Origin of the sequence: Agrobacterium tumefaciens (genome assembly GCF_005221325.1) — a bacterium.
Taxonomy (GTDB): domain Bacteria; phylum Pseudomonadota; class Alphaproteobacteria; order Rhizobiales; family Rhizobiaceae; genus Agrobacterium.
This window is the reverse complement of sequence record NZ_CP039893.1, coordinates 157058-180410: the sequence shown is the minus strand read 5'-3', so window position 1 is coordinate 180410 and position 23353 is coordinate 157058. Positions and strand designations below refer to the sequence as shown.

16 protein-coding genes and 2 pseudogenes are annotated in these 23353 nt (G+C 51.4%); 11 read left to right on the top strand and 7 right to left on the bottom strand.

Annotated elements, in window-relative coordinates:
• Nucleotides 1-18: 18 nt before the first annotated feature.
• Nucleotides 19-519, bottom strand: a complete 501-nt coding sequence (locus CFBP5499_RS29655; protein WP_272869006.1) for a LysR substrate-binding domain-containing protein — start codon at nucleotides 517-519, stop codon at nucleotides 19-21.
• Nucleotides 520-522: 3 nt separating this feature from the next.
• Here CFBP5499_RS29655 and CFBP5499_RS30750 point away from each other — a divergent pair.
• Together CFBP5499_RS30750 and CFBP5499_RS29650 are read left to right on the top strand one after the other, a co-directional pair.
• A pseudogene (locus CFBP5499_RS30750) lies at nucleotides 523-851 on the top strand (glutathione ABC transporter ATP-binding protein GsiA); the annotation flags it as partial.
• 405 nt (nucleotides 852-1256) lie between these two features.
• On the top strand, nucleotides 1257-2816 hold the full coding sequence (locus CFBP5499_RS29650) for an ABC transporter substrate-binding protein (RefSeq protein ID WP_080830654.1): 1560 nt from the start codon (nucleotides 1257-1259) through the stop codon (nucleotides 2814-2816).
• A gap of 74 nt (nucleotides 2817-2890) precedes the next feature.
• Here CFBP5499_RS29650 and CFBP5499_RS29645 read toward each other — a convergent pair whose 3' ends face one another.
• Nucleotides 2891-3793, bottom strand: coding sequence for a LysR substrate-binding domain-containing protein (locus tag CFBP5499_RS29645; RefSeq protein WP_080830655.1), 903 nt, complete (start codon nucleotides 3791-3793; stop codon nucleotides 2891-2893).
• 436 nt (nucleotides 3794-4229) lie between these two features.
• Between CFBP5499_RS29645 and CFBP5499_RS29640 the strand changes: the two genes are divergently transcribed.
• The 7 genes from CFBP5499_RS29640 to CFBP5499_RS29610 all read left to right on the top strand — a co-directional run bounded on the left by CFBP5499_RS29640 (nucleotide 4230) and on the right by CFBP5499_RS29610 (nucleotide 11902).
• Nucleotides 4230-5171, top strand: coding sequence for an ABC transporter permease (locus tag CFBP5499_RS29640; RefSeq protein WP_080830656.1), 942 nt, complete (start codon nucleotides 4230-4232; stop codon nucleotides 5169-5171).
• Nucleotides 5168-6046: an ABC transporter permease gene (locus CFBP5499_RS29635; RefSeq protein WP_080830657.1), complete on the top strand. Its 879-nt coding sequence runs from the start codon at nucleotides 5168-5170 to the stop codon at nucleotides 6044-6046. The genes CFBP5499_RS29640 and CFBP5499_RS29635 overlap by 4 nt, the downstream gene beginning before the upstream one ends.
• Nucleotides 6043-7890, top strand: a complete 1848-nt coding sequence (locus CFBP5499_RS29630) for an ABC transporter ATP-binding protein (protein ID WP_080830658.1) — start codon at nucleotides 6043-6045, stop codon at nucleotides 7888-7890. Before CFBP5499_RS29635 ends, CFBP5499_RS29630 begins: the two co-directional genes overlap by 4 nt.
• A 103-nt stretch (nucleotides 7891-7993) precedes the next feature.
• Nucleotides 7994-9097 carry an NAD/NADP octopine/nopaline dehydrogenase family protein gene (locus CFBP5499_RS29625; RefSeq protein ID WP_080830659.1) on the top strand — a complete coding sequence of 368 codons (1104 nt, stop codon included), beginning with the start codon at nucleotides 7994-7996 and terminating at the stop codon, nucleotides 9095-9097.
• Nucleotides 9097-9390, top strand: coding sequence for a (2Fe-2S)-binding protein (locus CFBP5499_RS29620; protein ID WP_080830660.1), 294 nt, complete (start codon nucleotides 9097-9099; stop codon nucleotides 9388-9390). Before CFBP5499_RS29625 ends, CFBP5499_RS29620 begins: the two co-directional genes overlap by 1 nt.
• Nucleotides 9387-10787: an NAD(P)/FAD-dependent oxidoreductase gene (locus tag CFBP5499_RS29615; protein WP_080830661.1), complete on the top strand. Its 1401-nt coding sequence runs from the start codon at nucleotides 9387-9389 to the stop codon at nucleotides 10785-10787. The genes CFBP5499_RS29620 and CFBP5499_RS29615 overlap by 4 nt, the downstream gene beginning before the upstream one ends.
• Nucleotides 10784-11902, top strand: coding sequence for an NAD(P)/FAD-dependent oxidoreductase (locus tag CFBP5499_RS29610; protein ID WP_080830662.1), 1119 nt, complete (start codon nucleotides 10784-10786; stop codon nucleotides 11900-11902). Before CFBP5499_RS29615 ends, CFBP5499_RS29610 begins: the two co-directional genes overlap by 4 nt.
• 131 nt (nucleotides 11903-12033) lie before the next feature.
• Here the strand turns inward: CFBP5499_RS29610 and CFBP5499_RS29600 are convergent.
• Both CFBP5499_RS29600 and CFBP5499_RS29595 read right to left on the bottom strand, forming a co-directional pair.
• Nucleotides 12034-12264, bottom strand: a pseudogene (locus CFBP5499_RS29600) (integrase core domain-containing protein); the annotation flags it as partial.
• Nucleotides 12265-13269: 1005 nt separating this feature from the next.
• Nucleotides 13270-14271 carry a hypothetical protein gene (locus tag CFBP5499_RS29595; RefSeq protein WP_080830663.1) on the bottom strand — a complete coding sequence of 334 codons (1002 nt, stop codon included), beginning with the start codon at nucleotides 14269-14271 and terminating at the stop codon, nucleotides 13270-13272.
• Between the two features lie 372 nt (nucleotides 14272-14643).
• Between CFBP5499_RS29595 and CFBP5499_RS29585 the strand changes: the two genes are divergently transcribed.
• A complete protein-coding gene (locus CFBP5499_RS29585; protein ID WP_080830664.1) occupies nucleotides 14644-15264 on the top strand; it encodes a RolB family protein in 621 nt (206 codons plus the stop codon).
• Between the two features lie 819 nt (nucleotides 15265-16083).
• On the opposite strand, the gene ipt is transcribed toward CFBP5499_RS29585, so the two are convergent.
• Together ipt and CFBP5499_RS29575 are read right to left on the bottom strand one after the other, a co-directional pair.
• A complete protein-coding gene (ipt, locus tag CFBP5499_RS29580; RefSeq protein ID WP_080830665.1) occupies nucleotides 16084-16803 on the bottom strand; it encodes an adenylate dimethylallyltransferase Ipt in 720 nt (239 codons plus the stop codon).
• A 688-nt stretch (nucleotides 16804-17491) separates the two neighbouring features.
• Entirely contained in the window at nucleotides 17492-19759 is a 2268-nt protein-coding gene (locus CFBP5499_RS29575; protein ID WP_080830666.1) for an FAD-dependent oxidoreductase, read from the bottom strand.
• 346 nt (nucleotides 19760-20105) lie between these two features.
• Between CFBP5499_RS29575 and iaaH the strand changes: the two genes are divergently transcribed.
• Entirely contained in the window at nucleotides 20106-21509 is a 1404-nt protein-coding gene (gene iaaH / locus CFBP5499_RS29570; protein WP_080830667.1) for an indoleacetamide hydrolase, read from the top strand.
• 1157 nt (nucleotides 21510-22666) lie between these two features.
• Here iaaH and CFBP5499_RS29565 read toward each other — a convergent pair.
• On the bottom strand, nucleotides 22667-23335 hold the full coding sequence (locus CFBP5499_RS29565) for a RolB family protein (protein ID WP_233284300.1): 669 nt from the start codon (nucleotides 23333-23335) through the stop codon (nucleotides 22667-22669).
• Nucleotides 23336-23353 lie beyond the last annotated feature (18 nt).

Here is a 23353-nt window from a genome sequence, read left to right as displayed (position 1 = left end):
AAGTAGTGCTAGAACAGGTCAGCTTTCCAAGCAGCTTTTTGCCATCAACGCGTCATGAAAGTTCCAAAATTCAGTTCCGAAACGATCCACGATTATAGAGGTAGCACCGTTCACTGAACGGACTTCGAGGAACCCCGCATCGATAAATATCGAGAATGGCCGCAGCACGATCCTGTCTTTGAATTCGATGGCTGCGGCAGGATCGATTATTGCGATCCCCGCGCCCTCGCGGACCAGACTGAGTACCGCATGCGACAAGTTCACTTCGAGGAAGGGACGACGGAGGATACCGCCAATGGCCACCTCGACCCGCATGGCGAACAGTGTGCCTGTTTCCTGTTTTATGATCCGTTTGCCAGCCAAATCCTGAGGGGTAATCCGCTCGAGACCGGCCAGCCTGTGTCCCATCCGTATAGCGACGATTGCGGCAAGCGAGCGGGTTTCCAAAAAAAAGCCGGGGCGATCTGAGGGGCCATCGGCGTAGCCTATGTCGGCCCGACCGGAAGCGACAGCTTCCATCACCATGTCTTTGTTTCAGATGACACTGCAGCCGTCGAACGCGTAAGTCACCGCGTTCTGGTGATGTATCTTGGCGAGATTGTCGAGATAGAACCGCGGCAGGCAATTTTCGAGAACGTACAATACCCTAAACCAAACGCCTTCTATCTGCCGTCCCGGTTGCTGACCCGGCACGCCGTTATTAGATTCGCCCGGCCTCGAATGACGAGCTCAAAAGTCCGATCCGTCCGGCGGACTTGAAGCCACCGGTCTGGCAATATAGCGAGGTCTTGCTAGGTCATTGCGGTCATGATCTGCGACATGAATGGGAAGCCCGGCAAATCACAGCCTAGCAAGCAATTCGGGGTGCCTCCAAAAGGCGGCGCACTCTTATCGGCTCAGCCCATTCGTTTGCGAGCATGGTTCTTCATCTGAGAGGCAGGAGAGAGAGAGGATCCGTCGGCGATCAGCGCACCGTGCCCTGTGCGTCAAGATTTCCTTGAGATCAATGAAAGGCCGACGATGATAATTGCGCGCAAAACCGGAGAACCTACACTCGACAAACATCTCGAAATCAACGACTTCCAGCTTTTCTCAGTCTTGCTCCAACAGCAGTGCCAACTGGAAAGGTCACGGTTGAATAATTGCACACACCGTGGAGGGTAAATATAACCCGTGCGAATACCACGCCCAAATCAGCGACTTTGACACTTATACGCCTTTGAAATTTAGTGGAAACAATAACAAAGGAGGCGAACATGATATCTCACACTGGGAAATTGAACCTTTCCGCGCTAATCGCAACTTTTCTGTCGACAGCTGCACTTCCGTGTGCCGCAGAGGCAGCCACGCTACGCGTCGGTGCTGCCGCCGAAAACGTCGCCACGCTTGATCCGACCAGGGCCACCGCCACCGTCGATGTCGGTGTCGTCTCATGGATGTTCAACGGCCTTGTTCGCTTCCCCCCCGGCAGCGCGGACCCGACAAAGATCGAGCCGGATCTTGCCGAAAAGTGGGAAACTACGCCGGACGGTCTGGTCTGGACTTTCCATCTGAGAAATGGCGTCAAGTTTCACGGTGACTACGGCACGGTGACGTCCGAGGACGTCGTCTACTCCCTGGAGCGTGCAAAGAATCCGAAAACGTCATCTTTTTCGAACGACTTCACCGAAGTCAAATCGATCGAAGCGATCGACCCACTGACCGTGAAGATCACCTTGAACAGCCCGGTTCCAGGCTTCCTGGGCCTGATCGCAAACTACCACGGCGGCAATATCATCAGCAAAAAGGCAGCTGAGAAGCTGGGAGCCGACTTCAAACTCCGTCCGATCGGAACCGGGCCTTTCATGTTCGAGAACGCGGTCACGCAGCAATCGGTAACGCTGAAGGCTTTCCCGGACTATTTCCGCGGCAAGCCGAAACTGGACGGCATCCAGTACAATCTCATTCCCTCGGACGCGAGCCGCGAACTTGCGTTCCGCTCCGGTGAGCTCGATCTTATATACGGCAAGCGCGAGCAGCGCTGGGTCGATCAGGCCAAGGCATGGGATGGTTCAACGGTCGATATCTTCGCACCGGGCGAATATCGCACGCTGTTCCTTAATCAGGCTCACAAGCCCCTTGATAACGTCAAAGTGCGTCAGGCAATAGCACATGCTGTGAACGTCGATCAGATCGTTGAATTCGTCGGGGCGGGCGTCGGACAGAAGGGTTGCTCGGTCGTCCCACCGGGTTTTCTTGGTGAAGACTGCACCTGGAGCTATAAGTACGATCCGGAATTATCCAGGAAGCTTCTCACGGAAGCCGGTTTGGGCAACGGCTTGACGATCAAGGCCATCGTCTCATCGGCCACCGCGCAGCAGCCGATCATGCAGGTCGTGCAGGGCCAGTTGTCGGAGGTCGGCATTAATATGGACATGCAGGTGGCCGATCACGCAACCTATCAGGAACAGAGCCGCAAGGATCTCAGCGACGTCGTCTTCTATGGTGCCGCGCGTTATCCCGTTGCCGACAGCTATCTCAGCCAGTTCTACCATTCCAATGCCTCGATCGGAAAGCCGACGGCAGTCACCAATTTCTCGCATTGCGATGCCGCCGATGCGGAGATCGAAGCAGGCCGCAAGGCTGCAACCGATCCTGAACGTTTGAAGGCTTGGTCGGACGCGCAGCACAAGATCTATGATCAGGTCTGCGGAATCCCGCTTTTCAACCTGATGCAGGTTTGGGTTCGTAAGAACGAGCTTGACTATGGGTACGAACTCGAAGGCGCGTTGAATCTGGCGCCGCCGATCACGGAAAACACGACGTTCAAGCAGTAGCCCGTCTCAAGCCTCCCCACCTTGCCCCGGCCTACGTTTCCTCCTCTTGGAGAGTTGCTGGCCGGGGTCTTGTTTTAGATGGCAAGTGTGGTGTTGGCTGCGGCCAGATGCACCTCTCGAGAAAATTCCAGCACCAGATCCGTGTGCCGGGCTCGTGCCGGGCGATAAAGCCTGTACTCGGCATCAATGCTTGGGAGAAATGGACGCAATGCAACGCGTCCCTTGACGCATTCCATCGAAATTGGATCCGACACCGTAACGCCCAGCCCAGCAGCAATGAATTCCGCGACATTCGGCGCTGTCGCTGCTTCCAACGTAATTTTTGGCTTCAAGCCGTGCGCCTCGAATGCCGCATCGACTTTTATGCGCGTTCGGCTTGAGTCGCCGAACGCGACGAAGGGCTCTGAGGCAAGTTCCACCGGGCTGAGCTCAGACTTTTCCAACAAGTGGTGGCCTAACGGCAAAACTGCCGCCATGGGCGGGCTGTCTATGGGTTCAACAATGATCGTCGGATGCTCCAGTCCACTCTTGACCAGCGCGAGATCAATACGTCCCAGAAGAACCGATTCCGTCAGAAACTGAGACGCTTGCGTCTCGATTTCCACAAATACGTCCGGATAACGGGATCTAAAACCCGCGACGACCCGACCGAGAAAAGGACCCGACAGGCTCGGCATCACGCCGATCACGAGATGGCCAGATTCCTCTCTCCGCATCGCTTCAACGGCGCGGGCGACCTGATTGACACCACCAAAGATGCGCTTGATTTCCTCGTAGAGACGCATTCCACGACCCGTCGGGACAAGCCGCCCGCTCTCTCTCTCGAACAGCTTCAAACCACTGTCCAACTCCAGGTCCTGGATCAGCTTGCTGGCCGCGGGCTGGGAAATCCGCAGGACCTCCGATGCACGGCTCACAGTCCCGGTTTCAACAACCGCTATTAAACCTTCGAGTTGCCGAAGGCTCGGATTTCTCATGAACTATAACCCACGCGAATATGAAGCCAAATTTTTCGACTTTGACTTTCTACCCCTGCGGGTTTGAAGTTACAATAATAATATGGGGAACTACCGCCGTGTCTATCGAACTTTTCCCGCCTGAAACAGGCGTCGGTGAGGTCGCAATAATATCGCGATGTCATCACCCGACCATTGGCCGCCCACGCACCTGTGACTCTGGGTGGCGCGTGTTGGCCGTCGCCAATATGTCATCTCATTCGCTGAATTTCAGACGTATCGGTCGGACGAGGCCAAGCCCAGCCTTCGCGTGCCCTATACCGCGTCTTTCCGGGCTAGATCTCCGATTGTTCACCTCGTCGACCAAGCGTCACGATTTTTCGATCGACGCGGGTCCAATTTCCAAAAACCTTGACGAAGAGTTGGTGAGCTGCATCGATGCTGAAAGGGCTGCCATATGACAACCTATGTAATCCGAAGACTCCTTTTGGCCATACCGACTTTGCTCGCAATGCTGACGGTGGTTTTCATCCTCGTTCGGCTGGTGCCCGGTGATGCCGCCGTCGCAATGCTTGGGGATCGCGCCAGTGCCGAAGCGCTCGCCGCACTGCGCGCGCAGCTCGGGCTCGACCAGCCGTTACCCGTTCAATACCTCCGCTTCATGAGTGACATGGTGACCGGTAATTTCGGGCTCTCCGCCGTCAGCGGCCGTACGGTACTGTCCGAAGTCGCTGTTGTCTTACCTTATACTCTCGAACTCACCGCCGCCGCGATGATCATCGGTGTGGCATTCGGTATCCCCCTCGGCATTGTCGCAGCTATTCGCCGCAACAAATGGCCGGACTATGCAAGCCGTCTTCTTTCACTCGTCGGCCTCTCGTTTCCCGGGTTCGTCTCGGCAATTCTGATGCTCCTCGCATTTGCTGTCTGGCTGCATTGGTTCCCGGTGATGAGCCGGCCTACGGCCAATCCGATTGATCATCTGCGAAGCCTGGCTTTGCCGGCTCTCAATCTCGGCCTGATCATGACCGCCTATATCGCCCGCGTCACCCGCTCCTCAATGCTTGACGTTTTGGGTGAGGACTATATCCGCACCGCGCGCGCCAAAGGTGTCAAGACCAAGAGCATCATCATCCGGCACGCCCTTGGCAACGCTCTTATCCCGATCGTGACGGTGGTCGGGCTGAACTTCGGGACGATGATCGGAAACTCTGTTCTTGTCGAAATCGTCTTCACCCGACCTGGTCTGGGCAAGCTCATTCTCGGAGCACTTCAGTCACGCGACTACACCATGCTGCAGGGCCTGATGGTCGTGTTTGCAACCTTCGTGGTCCTCGTCAACATCTTGACCGACGTAATCTACGCCGCTGTCGACCCAAGAGTGAGTTACGCGAAATGACCGATATCATCTTGCAATCCGCAAAGCCTGAGAAGGCGCCAAATCCGGTGCTTACGGCACTCCGTCGCAACCGCCTCTCCTGGGTTGGCATCGGACTGCTTCTCCTGATCGTGCTGGCTGCCGTTTTTGCTCCGATGATCGCACCTTACGATCCACTGAAGCAAAACATCGTTCACCGCCTGAGCGCGCCATCCGCGCAGTTTTGGCTGGGAACCGACAGTTTCGGTCGCGACGTGGCGTCGCGCCTGCTCTATGGGGCCCGTATCTCACTCGCGATTGGCTTCCTTTCCGTGATGATTGCGATGGTCGTCGGTTCGGCGCTCGGAATTCTCGCGGGTTATATCGGCGGTCTCTTCGATCAGATCGTCATGGGCCTTGTGGACGTCACGCTGTCGTTCCCGACACTGCTCCTTGGGCTCATGGTCGCGGCAATGCTCGGCGCCAGCTTTGAGAATCTTATTATTGCAATTGCGATCACCGAAACGGCTCCCTTTGCCCGCGTCGCACGCGGACCCACAATTGCCGTCAAGCGACGCGATTTCATCGACGCTGGCAAGTCCCTCGGCTTCACGCCGATCAGAATCATGGGCGTCCACATCCTTCCGAACATCCTGTCCGACATTGTCGTCGTGGCATCGCTCTGGATGGCATCCGCTATTCGTACCGAGGCGTCTCTTGCCTTTATCGGTCTCGGTGTCGCTCCCCCCACGGCAACCTGGGGCGCAATGATCCGCGAGGGATTCGAAAACATCCTCAGCGCCTGGTGGCTCGTTGTCTTCCCCTCCCTTGCAATCCTTCTCACGGTCCTCGCGCTGAATTTGCTGGGTGATGCCTTGCGCGATGCGATCGATCCGAAAACGAGGAATGAGCGATGAACCAGATCGCCGATCAAATCAATCATGCAGGCTCTTCTGCCGCGCCCGTCCTGTCGGTCAGAAATCTCACCACCTCCTTTCGCGCTGGAGATGGATGGAACCCGGTGGTGCGCGATATCTCGTTTGATATCGCCCCCAAGGAGACCGTCGCCATCGTCGGCGAGTCTGGATCGGGCAAGTCCGTCACCTCGCTGTCGATCATGCGCCTGCTGACGGAAGCCTCGAGCAGAATCGAAGGCCGCGTAATCCTTGCCGGCAGGGAGCTTCTTTCTCTTTCGGAAGAAGAGATGCGACAGGTACGCGGCAACGAGATCTCAATGATTTTCCAGGAACCGATGACCTCGCTCAACCCAATCTTGCCAGTTGGAAAGCAAATTGCCGAAGCCCTGACCGTTCATCAGAACATCTCCGCTGAGGAAGCGAAGCGGAAGGTTCTTGGCCTCCTAGACAAAGTGCGCGTTCCGAACGCGAAGGGACGCTTCGACGAATATCCCCATCAGTTCTCCGGCGGCATGCGTCAGCGCGTTATGATCGCCATGGCGCTTGCATCGCGGCCCAAGCTGCTGATCGCAGACGAACCGACGACAGCGCTCGATGTAACAATTCAGGGGCAGATCCTCGACCTGATTAAGGAGCTTCAGGATGAGGAGGGAATGTCGGTACTTTTCATCACCCATGACATGGGAGTGGTTGCGGAGATCGCTGATCGGACGATCGTGATGTATCGTGGTGACCAGGTGGAAACCGGTCCGACCGAAGAAATCTTCCATCGCGGCAAGCATCCCTACACCCGTGCCCTGCTTGCCGCGGTGCCCAGGCTTGGGGCAATGGGAAAAAGCCACCTGCCTCTCCGTTTTCCCATCGTCGACCCGGAAAGCGGCGAATTAAAACCTCTCGCGGACGTCTGGGATACGGTGGCGAAGGACAGGGCGCCAATTGTTGAGGTGAAGAACCTCATCACTCGGTTCGGAATTCGTTCAGGAATATTCGGCCGAACGACCGGTGCAGTGCATGCCGTCGAAAAGGTATCGTTCAACCTCTACGAGGGAGAGACCTTGTCGTTGGTCGGGGAATCTGGATGCGGGAAGTCGACGACGGGACGCTCGATCACCCGTCTTACCGATCCGACAAGCGGAAGCATTACTGTCGATGGTCATGATATGCTGAAGCTTGACCAACGAACACTGCGCAAGGTTCGTCAGTCGATTCAGGTGATTTTTCAGGATCCTTACGCATCGCTCAACCCGCGCATGAATATCGGCGATGCAGTTATGGAGCCGTTCATCCAACATGGTCTCGGAAGCAAGGCGCAGGCACGCGACAAAACCGCCGCCCTTCTGGAGAAGGTCGGTCTCTCGGCCGAAATGATGAAGCGCTATCCACACGAGTTCTCAGGCGGGCAAAGGCAACGTGTGGCGATCGCGCGCGCCCTTATGCTCGACCCGAAGGTGATTGTCGCCGACGAAGCCGTTTCAGCGCTCGACGTCTCGATTAAGGCGCAGGTCTGTAACCTTCTCCTCGACTTGCAGCAAAGTCTGAACCTGGCATTCCTGTTCATCTCGCACGACATGGCAGTCGTCGAACGAGTCAGTCACCGCGTCGCTGTCATGTATCTCGGCGAAATCGTTGAAATCGGGCCGCGAGCAGCTGTGTTCGACAACCCCCAGCACGCTTATACCAGGAAGCTCATGTCCGCGGTGCCTGTGCCGGATCCGGCAAGGCGCCGGATCAAGAGAAACAGTCAGATGGACGAAATCAAGAGCCCTGTTCGTTCGATCGACTACGTGCCTCCGCAGCGGAAGTATGTCGAGGTTTCTCCCGGACATGTCGTGCAAGTCGAGTAAACCGGGAATTGCGATGATCGCGGTCAAACCTCCGCGACCTTCGATCTGTTTCAAATGATTGGAAATACATAACGGCTACATATAGTGGCAAGGATAGTGAGATATGCGCGTAGGAATTGCAGGTGCCGGAGCAATCGCGATGGGCTACGTGGCCTTTCTGGATAAGCAAGGTCACTCGGCAAGCGTCTGGTCTCCCACGGGGGCCGGAACGGTGGACCTCGCCAAAGGAGCCGCCCTGACGATCACCGGTATGATCGAAGGCGAGTTCAGTCCAGCGATCTGCCGTTCAGCCGAAGAGCTGGCTTCAAACGATGTCATAGTATTGGCGTTGCCGGCCTACGGCCACCGATCCGTACTCCAAACACTCATACCGTTCATCCGCAAGAACCACACGGTCATCATCAGTAGCCACCTGTCCCTTGCCGCATTGTTTCTCTCAAAGCGTCTTTCCGAACGCGGCATCGAAATCCCGATCGTGGCCTGGAGTACGACGGTGCTGACCAGCAAGCAACGCGGCCCCAACACATTCAACATCGGGACCATCCGGGACAAAGTCGATATGGCAACGGTTCCAACTCGTTTCGCAGACGCGGGACTGGCGATATGCGCGAACGTCTTCGGTGACCGGTTCAACCTCAAAGATGACATTCTCACGATCGCATTAAGCAATCTGAATCCGCAGAACCACCTCGCCGTTGCTCTATGCAATCTGACGAGGATCGAGCGTGGCGAGTCCTGGGGCCAGAATACGAACCTAACATCGGCGGTTGGGAACCTAATCGAGGCGCTCGACCGTGAGCGCGTAGCGATCGCCTCCGCGTTCGGGAAGGATGTCCGCACCGTGTTCGATCACTACAGGCTAACCCACAAAGTCAAAGGTGATCGTGTCTGGGAATTGGCGGTTGCCGTCATTGCTCGCGGAAACGACCCGATGGGCCCGAAGAGCCTTGATACACGGTACATCCTTGAAGATGTTCCCTTCGGCCTGATGCCGACGCTCTTGCTTGCCGAGCTCGCCGGCATAACCGCGCCCCTTCACAGGAGCGGCGTGAACATCATCAGCGCTTGTTATGACCGAGATTTTGGTCGTGGCAACGATATCCTCGAAGAGCTCGGACCGCTGATGCGCGAAAATCTTCTTGAGCGAGTTGTCACCGGGTTTCCTCTTAATGCCCACGAGCTCAGATCGGTTGCGCAGGTTAGCTAATGTTCAAGAAACTCAATAAAGTGCCCCAGGGAGCCATCACGGTCTACATCGATGGTGAGGCAGTCGCAGCCGAGGCCAATGAAAGTGTCGCCGCAGTTCTTTTGCGTCAGGATCCTGTCTGGTCACGAACGACCCCAGTTTCCGAAACCAAGCGCGCACCTTACTGCATGATGGGAGTCTGCTTCGAGTGCCTTGCCGTGGTAGACGGTGCATCTGTCCAAACCTGTCTTGTCTCGGTTCGCGATGGAATGAGGATTGAGCGGCAACTCGGACGGCGGAGGATTGCATTATGAGCCGTCAGGTTGATCTGCTCATTGTCGGCGCCGGGCCTGCAGGTATGTCGGCAGCGGTCGTGGCGAGGCGCTACGGACTGGATGTGCTGGTTGTCGACGAACAGCCTACCCCGGGCGGCCAGATCTGGCGTAATATCGAAGCGGTTTCGGGTACACCGCGGATGGACATCCTCGGCAAGGCCTACGCGGAAGGGCTTGATCTCGTCCGGCAATTCCGCGCCAGCAGCGCTCGTTACGAACCAGGCACGCAGGTATGGCAGGTCGAAGCCGGCCCGCGGGCCTATGTCACGCGCGATGGTGCCGCAAGCTCTATCGAGGCGAACTACCTCCTTCTGGCAACGGGTGCGCAGGAAAGGCCGGCACCATTTCCGGGCTGGACGTTGCCGGGTGTGATGACAATCGGCGCTGCCCAGATCGTGCTGAAGACGTCAGATCACATCCCATCTGAGCCGGTCTGGATAGCAGGGAGTGGCCCTCTCTCACTCCTTTATGCAGCTCAGCTTCTTAAAGCGGGCGGTCGGATTGCGGGTTTCCTTGACACGTCTCGTGCAGGCCAGATCAGCAGCGCGCTGCCCGATCTCTTTTCCGCGTTGAAAAGTGCGCCAATGGATATCCTCAAGGGAGTCGGCTGGCTCCAGTCGATCAAACGGCGAGTTCAGTATATCCAGCACGTGGCCGAGATCGAAGCGACGGGCAAGGAAAGTCTTGAGCGCCTTCGCTACGTGACGGCGAGCGGCCAGTCCGCCACTGTCGACGCGAAGCTTTTACTCGTTCATGAAGGCATTGTCCCGACAATCCATCCGACCCTCGCTTTGGGCTGCCGACACGTCTGGAACGCCGATCAGGACAGCTTCGCGCCCGAGCTCGACAGTTGGGGCGAAACGTCCGAGGCGAATATCTTTGTCGCCGGAGATGGGGCCGGGATCGGCGGAGCAAAGGCGGCATGCCTGCGCGGCGTGCTGACGGGTCTGCAAATTGTATTCAAGTCCGGACGAGTGTCACAGCTAGAAGCCACCCTTCAGGCGGAACCGACACGCAAACGCCTTAGGGAGGCCCTTGCAACCCGCCCGTTCCTGGACAAGCTGTATCGCCCCCGCCCATCGATATTCGTTCCACCCGACCATACGATCGCTTGTCGGTGCGAGGAAGTAAGTGTCGCATCCGTGCGCGCCCAACTTACATCGGGTCGGCCGGGTCCTAATCAGATCAAAGCCTTCACCCGTGCCGGGATGGGTCCCTGTCAGGGCCGTCAATGCGGATACACCATTGCGCGTGTTCTTGCGGATGCGGAAGGTCGGGCCGCCCCGGATGTTGGCCTCTATCGTGTGCGTCCGCCATTGAAGCCAGTCACGTTGAGCGAACTTGCAGCCCTCGACAGTCAGGAAAGATCGTCATGAGCGGGAATGCATTGGACACGATTGTCATCGGCGGGGGATTGCACGGTCTTTCTGCTGCGATGAACCTGGCACGAGCTGGCAAAACGGTTGTGATCCTGGAGCGTTCTTGGGTCGGCCGTCATTCTTCCGGGGCGACGGCTGCGGGCGTCAGAACATTGAACCGCGATCTCGCGGAGATCCCGATCTCGCTCGAGGCCATGGACATGTGGCATAACATTGAGCGCATTGTCGGCGACAGTTGCGGTTTCCATGCTTACGGGCAGATGAGCATCGCGGAAAAGCCCGAGCATCTCACCGTTCTGGAGAAGCGTCTCGCCAAGATTCGATCGGCGGGTTACGACCATGAGGAACTGATCGACCGCGCGGAGCTTCTGCGCCTTGTTCCTTCCATCTCGCCACATTGCATGGGCGCACTGATCGCTCGAAACGATGGTGCCGCAGATCCCCACCGTACGCTCAAGGCTTTCCGCCAGGCGACAGAAGCCGCCGGCGTCACAATTTACGAAGGCGCGGGTGTCATCGCGATCGAGCACGCGGGCGCCGACTGGCGCGTCAGGACGGAGACGATGGAATTCATCGCGCCAACCGTCGTCAACGCCGCCGGAGCCTGGGCGGTTAAAATCGCCGCCATGGTCGGCGATGACATTCAGATCGGCCACAAAGCCTCGATGATGATCGTCACGGAACGCACTGCGCCTCTGTTGAAGCCGGTCGTCAGCGTTGTGGGCCGCCCGCTTTCCTTCAAGCAGTCGGACCAGGGGACGCTTGTCATCGGTGGGGGGCTTCAGGGAAGAGCGGATCTCGACGCCCAGCGAAGCTTCGTCAACTTCAAAGAGCTCTCAAAGGGTGCCCGTGCCGCGACAGATCTGTTTCCCATCGTGGGGCAATTGCGTATCGTGCGGACATGGGCTGGCATGGAAGCCATGACAGCGGATCACCTACCCATCATAGGCCCGTCGCCCAATGCAAGCGGCGTTTTCCACTCCTTCGGATATTCCGGTCACGGCTTTCAGCTTGTTCCTGTCCTGGGAGCTATTATGACCGATCTGATTGTGCATGGCGGAACGAACAGAGTCATCGAACCTTTTTCAGCTAAGCGTCTGATAAGAGAATAGGCCGACCACGTGGCGCAATAACGCGCACAGAGGTGGTTCGGTTTGTCTGAACAGTTTCGGGCGTTTCGCTAAGTGGATTTCCGCCTCGATTATGCTGCCACCATCATTGGTGCCAGCGCGTTTAAGTAGGCCTAATCCGGCGTCTGCCGGTCAAGGGATGAATGTGGGCGTCGGCTATTGTAGAAGGTCAGATATCGGCTGATGCCGACGCGGGCCTCGGATACTGTTTTGTAGGCGTGGAGGTAGACTTCCTCGTATTTGATCGAACGCCAGAGCCGTTCGACGAAGACGTTGTCCCGCCACGCACCCTTGCCATCCATCGAGATGGCAATCTCAGCCTTCTTCAGCACGGCGGTGAAGTCCATCAATCCCCGCTGTCCAGATTTCCCGAGCCAGCTCTCTCCGCACAAGTTACAAACAAATCAACAATCAAATGCTCTTATCTCATGAGAGACGTACAAAATTGACACCCCAATATATCCTGCCAAACATTAGTTTATTTATTAAGTTATCTCTTAAATTGTATTGGCGCGAATCCAACGACGCTCTGCCTCAAAAATCAATGTGATGCTTATGCGCTAATACAAAGGTAATGGACCTAGCGGTCGGCGCAAGCGAGGCGCGATTATCGAACCAACAAACGCGCTAACCATCCTCAGAATCGTGTTTCGTTTGGTGTTGTCAATAAATAATTTGGTCGGCAATTTATGATTCAAATGGTCGGCGAGCAGAGTATCGGCACACATATCCGCGGCCGGGTTTGGAGGTTATAATTAATATAACGAGTGGGTGGGTTGTTGGCGCGCGAAAAGACTAGTTCCGCTTGCGAAACGAAAAGCCCCTCAGGTTGGTCCACCGACGATTACAAACGACTTCTGTATGCCGCAAAGCACCCGACGAGTTGGTTTTTGGCGAGCCAAAACAGCCAACGTTCTCTAATATGCCACATGAGTATTGCGAGTTCTTAGAACAATTCCCTACGCGATGTCGGCATGCAGAGCCAAGATACCATAGCGTCTCGATCATCCCCCGATTGAGGGATGAGCGAATCCCCAAAGAGGCCTAAGCTTGTATTTCACGTGACGATACCAATATAGTATAGATTAAGAAGTTGTTAATTTATCTGAAGAATATTTATTATCACGTTTTAAGTTTCTTAGCCAAGTTACATTATGTTATTTGCAATAACGCAAAATAATGTTCGTTCCGAAAGTTGACCGATTGCGAACGTCGCGACTCCACAATACAATAAAACGAAATTTTATTAAGGATGACAGAAATATAGAAAAGATACAATAAACACGGCACTTATTGAAACAATATTAGATATTTTAAACATAGAAACATCCGTGCATTGGGTAAGCCACTTAGTTGGGCAGGGCGATCATCTTTTCATAGATGTGAGCGGCGACGGCAATATCCATACTAGCAAGTCCCACAGTGGTGAAGTGCGCCGGTCCCCCGCGAGCGGATATAGCATCAAAAAGAGACTTGTCCGCCCGTATTGCGGAGTAGTGCTTCACACCGACGCTTGGTCCAACTTCGCTCAACTTCTGGCCTTTTCTTGAGAACAGCAGTGCTAGAGCGTTCACGTTTCGCTCCTCCATAGCAAGCATGTCGTCGCAGATTATTGATGCTTTAGCCTCAATTAGAGATTCGAGATATCGCTGAGGAACATCGTCCATGCTAAGGGAGAGCGTCACAGCTTTCGGTGCAAGATCTCCTGGATTAAAAGCAGGTGGTGAACTGGTAGCAATAATTACAAGGTCCGCTCCGGAAAGAGCGGACGTTTCCCAAACGGCGGCAAGAGGAATTTTTACAGTGTCCGCCAACTCTCGGACAAGGCGCTCGTTCGAAGTCCCTCTGCTTAAAATCCAAATTTTTTTGATTCTAGAAGAAATATTTTCATTCAAGGCCCTGACGATCTCACGGCCAAGCTCTCCAGCTCCAAACAGGAAAACCTCAATTTTATCTTTGGCTTTTAGCAACAAATCGACACAGGCGGGGGCAAACCACGCGGTGCGGCCGAAGGATATAGCTTTTCCCTCTAGCGACAGTAATCGCTCGCCGGTGGATTTACGCCGGAGAACAATGTCGATGTGCCTTAGAGGAAGATTGTTCCGTTCATTGGAGGGAGAGAAGTGGATATTCTTGACACCAGAATAGTCTTTGAAGCACCCAATCAGAACGCCTTCTCGCCATCCGTTGGGAATTGAATCAAACTGAAGATACTTCTTAACCTGTCTCTTCTCGAACTGGCTGTCCCAGTAGTCTTGAAGAGAGTCTTGGACGAGAGCCGGCGTAATAGCGACGCCGAGTTCCTGCAATTTTTGCTCAGACCAGTGGCGCTCACTGATTTCCGTCGTCATTTCTTATTATGAGCCCTCTTAGCCCCATCCGCCTTATATACGGGGCGTAGCGGTATACTCACTCCGACAATAACACTGAAATGGTCTTTGAAAACGCACCATTTGCGCTGATTGAATAATTTCAGCAGTACCTTTTGAATTTTAAAAATCAAGTGACGACAAATTGTTAGGTCGGCCTAGGGCGACTTTTGCGACACATGTGGGCCCAGCAGCCGAAAATTCAAATGCGCTATTCAATGCTATCAATCTGTCGTGTTTTTACACGGCATCAGACGGTCACCAATGACGTCAATGGGCATCCTTAGTCAATATAAGAACCAATAGCTCAGACTTACCACCGGCAGGTATTTTGTAGTAAATACGAAAATTTCGATGACGGCAGCTAATTGGCAGGTTCGAGATTTGACGCTTTTCCTGAGGACCGGTGAGATGGCGAGCCGCTTGGAACAGGCGAGAACGGATTTCACAGCTTTACTGCCCGAAATCCTCTACTTTCAGCCTTCCGCCAATAGACCAGGCCGGTTTGATGATGAGTACATCCTAACTGATCAAAGGCTGGTTTATGTCTACCTTCCTGAAGATATTGCACGCCAATGTGCCTTATGTCGGAACCTACCTTCCAACTCCTCCAACTGCGGAATAATGGCAACTGCAATACCCCCGTGGCTGATGGATGCCCGCAGGCTGAATCGAGAGATGCGGGACGGGAGCGATAGAGGAGGCATCGTCAACTACTATCAAGGCCCACACACAAATCAGTTCTTTGTAGCGATTATGCCAAGCAACTGCTTTGTTCGGTTCGCGACCCGCCGCATCGATAGTCAAGGCTACGGTTTCTATGCACGGGGAGGAAATTACACCGAAGAGGGAGAAGATGACGATGAGATGGACGACGAGAACGAGGCTGGTGAAGCGGAAGCAATAGAGGCTCAGACCGGAGACATTATCAACTATCCGATCATTGCTTTAGGTTCATGCAATCTTTCAGCCTAATTCCCATCAACTAATTCCAATAGAGCCAACATATGAGTGTGTGCCTCGAATTTCGATTGTTTTCATGTCTCCAGATCTTATCGATATTCAGAATAAAAAGTTTCTATTCGTCTAGAAAATTATTTTTCATTTTGGAAATTTTCCAAAAACTGCAGTAATATTTTTATATTTGGCAATTATGTTTAATGTTTACTAGTTTTTTGGCTTTGATTGAGTATCATAGACAACACAAGTCAAAATTATTTATTTACTTCTTTATGTTTATAAGAACAAGTTATCAGACACGCTTTGACAGATTATTGGCTTCTACAAGCTTGTCTATAATGCGTAACCCGGCGTTATAAAAACTAGACGGCAGCTCATCATCAAGAGCAGCCTCACGAAGGAAAGCTGAACGGTTCCATCGATTAAGTGATTATCGAACGGTTGGCTAGTGCTTGGTTACCAACTATTGTAAAAATCATGTTGAACGGCAAACTAAATGCACCACCCGTAAATTCTGCGGCGTTTTTACAGTTATGAATATCCGTAACTCCTTACGCGACAATGATGAAAAGTTTACAACCTCACCGCATAAAAGACGTTTAACAATTTTTGCTAAATTTTGATAACGGCTATACTTACCATTTATTTCGTTCTACGAATATAAAACCACAATTTTCACAATATTATATTTGCAAAACATCATCCAAGAGACTGAAAATAAACCAGTAAAAACAAGTTTCAAACCACTTGCCTCTATCACAACACACCAACACAACAAAGAACGAACATCTTATTCAAATAGCGACAAGTCTGAAACAAAACTGGTGCAATCTATCACATTCGAAATGGTGGTCCTTCAAACGCTTCGACAGCTGTCGCGCTCACCAAAGGGAATTTCTGTTCCTGTCGACGCGCATGGATTAGAAACTCCTGAGCGATACCGTGAATCAATTTATTCTCCATATCTGCGTCGAGCTGCAATAGCATATCGGGCGTGATCTGGTTCTGGTTAGCAAATAGCAGGGCATATCGATATCCATCGATCCCTTCCAGTATGGGCCTCAGCCGAGGCTCCCTCCAAAGTTGAACCAACTCTTGGATAATAGAAAGACCTGCAGAGGGGCGTAACATCTGCTCAACTCTGGTCCTGGCCACGCTCATGAAGCTCTCCACGTCTGCTAACTCGTTGCGAATAATATGCCAACGAAAATCCGCGTTCCAATAACGACTTTGCGCCATACACCTGAGCAACGAGATAGATCCTCCCTCAAGAATAAGCCCGCCTTTGGCCTCGTGATTGTGCACCTCCGCAATGAGCCGTTCATGAGCTTGCTTGGCTGTAATGATACCCTTTACCAAAGGGCGATCATCAAGGTATAGACGAGTCGTTCCTTTCAGTTCTTCCACTGTTGGTCGCCCGCTTCCGGTTGATAGTTGAGGACAGCATTGGACGCGATCGAGCGAGAGGACTGGGAGGCCAGTCTGCTGGGCAAGAGCTATCGCAGTCGATGTCTTTCCTGTGCAAGTTGGACCGAAAATTAGATGCAGGTCCATTGGTTTTTTGCGGTATCTTGAATACAAATTGGTTCTTGGACTAGAGAAGTGTACTATCAGAGGCGGTTATATTGTCTCCTTGAAATTCATTATTGAAGAGTAACTGGCTTTACCGCCTCCCAAAGGGCAACTTGTTTTTCAACAAAGTGTGGGGCATGGCTGTCTCCTTGAAAGCAATTTGTCACTAACGAAGGCACCCTTAAGTCAAATAAGGCTGGCTAAATCAGCAATACAGAGGCAGCTATTCATGCCACTCGGGGACGTTTTTCCGCGCTTTACTGCCACTTGTCTGCGCTTATTACATCATTGCTGGCGACAGAGTGAGATATTTTGTACTATTTGATTTGATGAGACGTCAAAATAAGGGCGGCTATTCACAATTGAATGTCCCTATAGTTAGGCACATATGGTAGCAATTTCTTAACAACGGCGTCTATTATTTACTTCCTGCAGTCGTTGTCATTGTAACAAAATCAACGATATTGTTGAAATAACAGCGCCATTTCAATAAATGCGACAGTACATAATTTTTTAATTATACATCAGCATATTATGGCTCACTTCAACATAAATGAACGCTCAATACAATAACATACATTTTTTACGCCATTACATTCGTTGTTAAACATAAATTTTGCATTAATGTGCAATTTATAAAACGTGCAATACTTGCAACAGGATCCGTAGATTAGTTTCTAGTGCGGTAGTTATATCTCTTCCAAGAGTGTTCGAGAGGATTGCCCTTTGCCAAAATGCCTCCACAATTGTGGATAATTGCACAGACGGCGTTACACGCGGTCTGAACAGCGCCCTCCACCCATCCACCCGTGAAGGAACAACTGCAACCCGCCAAGTAAACTCCGGTATCATTAGTCGTGTCCAGCGTTTGAAAGAAAAGTTCTTCAGAATAAAAATCCTCGCCACGCCGGTTGAGTTTGAAAGCTCCCCCGGCATTCTCGTCTGTAAGCCAATCATGTTGAATAACATTTTGGTCGTAATCAGCGCAGGCGGGAACTAGATGCTGGGCAAACGCCGGGAAAGATCTCGAAATCGCGTCTCGCAGCAGACATAATCGCTCTTTTTTGTCGGGGACCGCCAATAGCTTGTGGGAGTCGTCCTCCCATGTATAACTGATGAGCACCAGACCTTTACCATTCGGATCCTGCGGCTCATAGTCCAGGCAGTACACTGCTTTTGCGATCCCGTCCATGAGGACACAGGAGGGGAGTATATGGTCTAACCAGAATTTTCGTTCAGTCAGCAGGAAGAGTTTTGACGAGCCTGTCATATGGCTGTTATCAACAGCTTGGTTCACTGGTGCACGAAAAATGGTGGTATCGCATGTCAGACAATGCCTGAGTTGGATATTTGCGAGTCCAGATGTAACCACCACCTTATCATAAAGTTCAGATATCCTGCTCTTAAGCCTTATCTTTATTTTTGTCTCTTCCTTCTCAATCGCCCTGACTTGAACATGGCGTATACGCTGACTTACAGACACACCGTTAACCACTTGAGAGGCTATTCGACGAGGAAGTTCTGAGATTCCCTCAGAGCACATCCACTGATTTTCTTCATATTCGTTTACGACCAAGCGAAGGATCTCAATAAACCCGCTTTCAAAAACAGGACCAAACCCGCCAGATCCTATTCCCATTAGCTTGAATAGGTCCCAATCATGAGGGAAGCTCCATGTTTCACCACCAGGAGGATGCGTGCCCAGAAAGATCCTCTCTATCGCGGAAGAGAAGGACTCCCTCCCGAAACGGTTCAACCAAATTTGCCAGGAGTCACGAGCCCGCCTAATGTCTCCTGATTTCAAGGCCTGAGTAATTGCGACAGGCGAAGCCAACACAATATCTCCCTCATGGAAACCGTCCTTCAAGAACGCACGCCAACCATTGTAAACGCGATGGAACAGCTTCGGTGGCTGCTGCCCGGCGTTCCACATGTATCGGACGCCTTGGTAGACCAAGTTAGTGTCGACTGTGCCGGGATTTGGGAACGGCCTCATCGAAGACAGGCCGTACCGCTCGAGGAAGAAAAACAAGCAGGATGCAGCAGGAGGAAATCGCATCGCCCCCATTTCGGCCACGACGCTGGGAGCGTCCTTGAAAGCATGTGACCAAAGCTTGCCTCCAACCCGATCACTTGCTTCATATATTGTAACATCGTCTACCCCAGCATGAAGCAGTTCGCTTGCCACCACGAGTCCGGAAATGCCAGCGCCAATGACCGCCACTTTAGGCTTAGGAACATCTTCCGGAAAGAAGCCGATCCGTCCACTATCGGAGCATTGGTCAAAAAACGGTCTGTAGTCATAGAGCAAGTCGATTGTTGGAAAGGAACCTGACGAAGCCTTCAGCATCAGGTTTTGACCATAAGCGACCATGTCAAATGGTATGGCCTCTTCAAGGGTCATGGTAAACCCGCTAACGCGTTTCATCGTGCCTTTCTCGTACAGCGGCATTTGCAGGGTTCGAAAGCGGGCAGTCTTAGAGATTGAAATGGCCACGAAATGACTAAGATCGCTGGGTGCACATCTTTTACCGCTCAGCAAAAACAGGGTTTGGAGAAGTTGTGCTTCGGAAAAATCCATGCAAAATGGTGCAAGGTCGATGGCAACGAGGCCACTCACTGTTGCTCGCGCCCAAGGTTCCGATTTAAGTATCCGCCCCAGAATTTCCTTTCCAACATAGATGTAAGCGGAGAGAACTGCTACCTTTCGACCAGCTGAGATCTCGGGAAAGCGACCGTCGGCCAGCCTTTTGCAAGCTAACCCAGCGCTGCACTCGGTGGAGATTTGAGTGATCCTCCTTCCCCTAGAAGCTTCTCGTTCTAAGAAGGCATCGGAAACCCTCCGGTCCATTTCATCAGCCTTATCGACCATTATCAGATCCACCATTTTGGTAGAGAAATGATCGCATTGGTTATCAAAGAGAGCTGAAGCTGACATTGCTAGATAAGATTCGTCTCTGTGTAGATAACCAACGACATCAACCGTTTCTATTTAAGTTGAAAATCGGGGAACATACTGTTCGTTGACATGCCAATGGAAAGCGACAATTTGGACTTTTTTTAATATGATATTCACTCGGGTCCACCTCGCTGCTCAATCAAGTTGAATATTGATTGACAATTGATACAATACTGTTTGCGTTTGAAAAAGCGACCTTAGTGCCTACAATCATTCGTATCACACGCCGTAATTGCTGAATTCCCACCAATAATCGCGCAATTTGGGTCCACGCTTGGTATATTTATTTGGTCTGAAATGGGTTTGAAATCCCCAACTCATAAAGATGGTGGCCATTACCTCGTTAGCACAAACCCTAGAACGCATCAGACTGAAGGAATACTCCTGCCTAGAACTAGTGGAAACTCTGATAGCGCGTTGTGAAGCTGCAAAATCACTAAACGCCCTTCTGGCTACAGACTGGGATGGCTTGCGGCGAAGCGCAAAACAAATTGATCGCCATGGAAACGCCGGAGTAGGTCTTTGCGGCATTCCACTCTGTTTTAAGGCGAACATCGCGACCGGCATATTTCCTGCAAGCGCTGCTACGCCGGCGCTGATAAACCACTTGCCAAAGATACCATCCCGCGTCGCAGAAAGACTTTTTTCAGCTGGAGCACTGCCGGGTGCCTCGGGAAACATGCATGAGTTATCGTTTGGAATTACGAGTAACAACTATGCCACCGGGGCGGTTCGGAACCCGTGGAATCCAAGTCTGATACCAGGAGGGTCAAGCGGTGGTGTGGCGGCTGCGGTGGCAAGCCGATTAATGTTGGGCGGCATAGGCACCGATACCGGGGCATCTGTTCGCCTTCCCTCAGCCCTATGTGGGGTAGTAGGATTTCGACCGACGCTTGGTCGATATCCAGGAGATCGGATAATACCGGTTAGCCCTACCCGAGACACTCCCGGAATCATAGCGCAGTGCGTAGCCGATGTTGTAATCCTCGACCAGATAATTTCCGGCACACCGGCGAGAATGCCACCCATACCGCTGAGGGGGCTAAGGATCGGCCTCCCTATAACCTACTTTTATGATGACCTTGATGCTGATGTGGCCCTAGCAGCTGAAACAACGATTCGCCTGCTAGCAAACAAAGGCGTAACTTTTGTTGAAGCCAACATTCCTCACCTAGACGAACTGAACAGTGGGGCCAGTTTACCAATTGCACTCTATGAATTTCCACACGCTCTAAAACAGTATCTCGATGACTTTGTAAAAACTATTTCTTTTTCTGACGTGATTAAAGGAATTCGTAGCCCTGATGTAGCCAACATTGTCAATGCGCAAATTGATGGACATCAAATTTCCAAAGCTGCATATGAACTGGCCCGTCATTCCTTCAGACCAAGGCTTCAAGCCACATATCGCAACTACTTCAGACTTAATAAATTAGATGCAATTCTCTTCCCAACTGCACCCTTGGTGGCCAGACCCATAGGTCAGGATTCCTCAGTTATACACAATGGCTCGATGATGGACACATTCAAGATCTACGTGCGAAATGTGGACCCAAGCAGCAACGCAGGCCTACCTGGCCTGAGCATTCCTGTTTGCCTTACACCTGATCGCTTGCCTGTTGGAATGGAGATCGATGGATTAGCGGGTTCAGACCAACGTCTGTTAGCAATAGGGGGGGCATTGGAAGAAGCCATTGGATTCCGATATCGTCCCGGTTTACCCAATTAAACCTTCTATTTTTACAATTCTTTAGATTGATGACATACCACCATGTGTTGCGTCCATAGACAAGGAGAAATTATGTTCTGGAAAAATTAATAATCTGAAATGAATATTTCTTAAACACATCGAATTGATGTAACAATAAAACGCTCTATAAATCCACGATAGATAAACAAATTCATTATTGAAAATGAAATATAGCCGTTTTAGCAATATGTCGCTTCGTAAATGATAATGCGTATTCGGATTTAAATGAAACAAATTCCTAAAAAATGTAATTTTACTTAGTTAAAATGATATCTAATCGGATTACATAATATAACATCGGCCTAATGTATTCAAACCAATCTATATATCTATGATCCGCGTTCCGCGATCGGTTACAAATTTCTCAAATCTGCATTATGAAATTCGCGGCTTTTTTGAAATGAAGCGCGGCGTAAGGATAGATGTGACGGAACATGACCCAGCTTTGAATGTGGATGCACCTGTCACAACCACATCATTATTATACGCTATCGACGGCCCACTTGGCACACAAATATGCGCGGCCTTACGAAAAGTCAGCAATTTCAGCCAGCGCAAAATCCGCCAAGCGTGACTAGCGGTTGATCGCCTTTTTTGGATGAAAATAGTTCAAGCTTTAAAATTGATGCTCCCGAAACTGTAGGCACGAATCACGCAAGGCCAGCTTATATAGAGGGGCCCAATATTAGGTTGTCTCACACAAAGAAACCTCACATCATGAACTTCTCAGATACTCCGTTGGCTGATTAATATCCACAACCTGTAATCATTTTTAAATAATTTGTGTCGTCAATCTAGATGTTACAATTTTACATTGCTAAATCTATGCAAAGAATGAGATGTCAAAACGGAATTGAATTAACCGAGCTTCAGAAATTAAATTTCAATAGCGGACTATATAAAAAAAATTATGATAAACATATTACTTCGTCCATGATGAACAGAAAGTCATACGGTATTATGTTGTGACAACCCTTCCATAACCGCACCAATAACAACATCGGAAATCGTCTTACATATTGGACACACAACGATTATATTAATGCTGAATAAATAATTTTTTACTTAGGTCGAATCGTTACATTTTGTTACAAACGGACACCGTTGCTTCATCCCCGCCAACACACCTCTGCACGTTAGACCAAACGCTTCCACAAGGAAGTGAAAGCCATATCACACCACATCTTGGGCTCCTTTTTCAGCCCGTTATCCTGAAAGAGAGTCTTGCCGACCGCGATTATTTCAACACAGAAAGGACCAATCCGGGATGGCGCTAAGAAGCTATTGCCGCCGATCTTCATATGCGAGAAAATCGGATGTTGAAGCGACGTACTCGGAAGAAAAGCAATGTAAGCATCCAAATCATGTGTTTCTTTGCTTGTATTTTGATAAACATTTTTCTGCCACAACCTCATAGTTTGTTTTGTTATCCCTTCGGCATAGGGTGGGACGGTGGAGATAACTGTGCCTCCGTCGGAAGCGCCGTCATAAAATCGCTTCTGTGCATACCCTCGCATTTCTTGAAACGAGCAATAAACGTACATCAAAGATACATTGGGTATATCTGTTGGACCTGGGCAGCCCGCAACTTCGCAAAAGCGCTTGACCACTTCGTCTTTAGGTGGATCAATGGGAGCATCAGTATTAGTGATTAAATTTATCCACGAGCGTTGAGCAGCTATGAGGCTTTTTTGTGCAAAACTGCGGTAAGCATTTGCTGTGTGAATTAGAACGAGTTTAAGTTCACGCCGGTCTTGTAGATTCGAGCTGTCGATAATGTTGAATACTGGCTGACTGTCATACATCTCGAATTAGTGACTGAT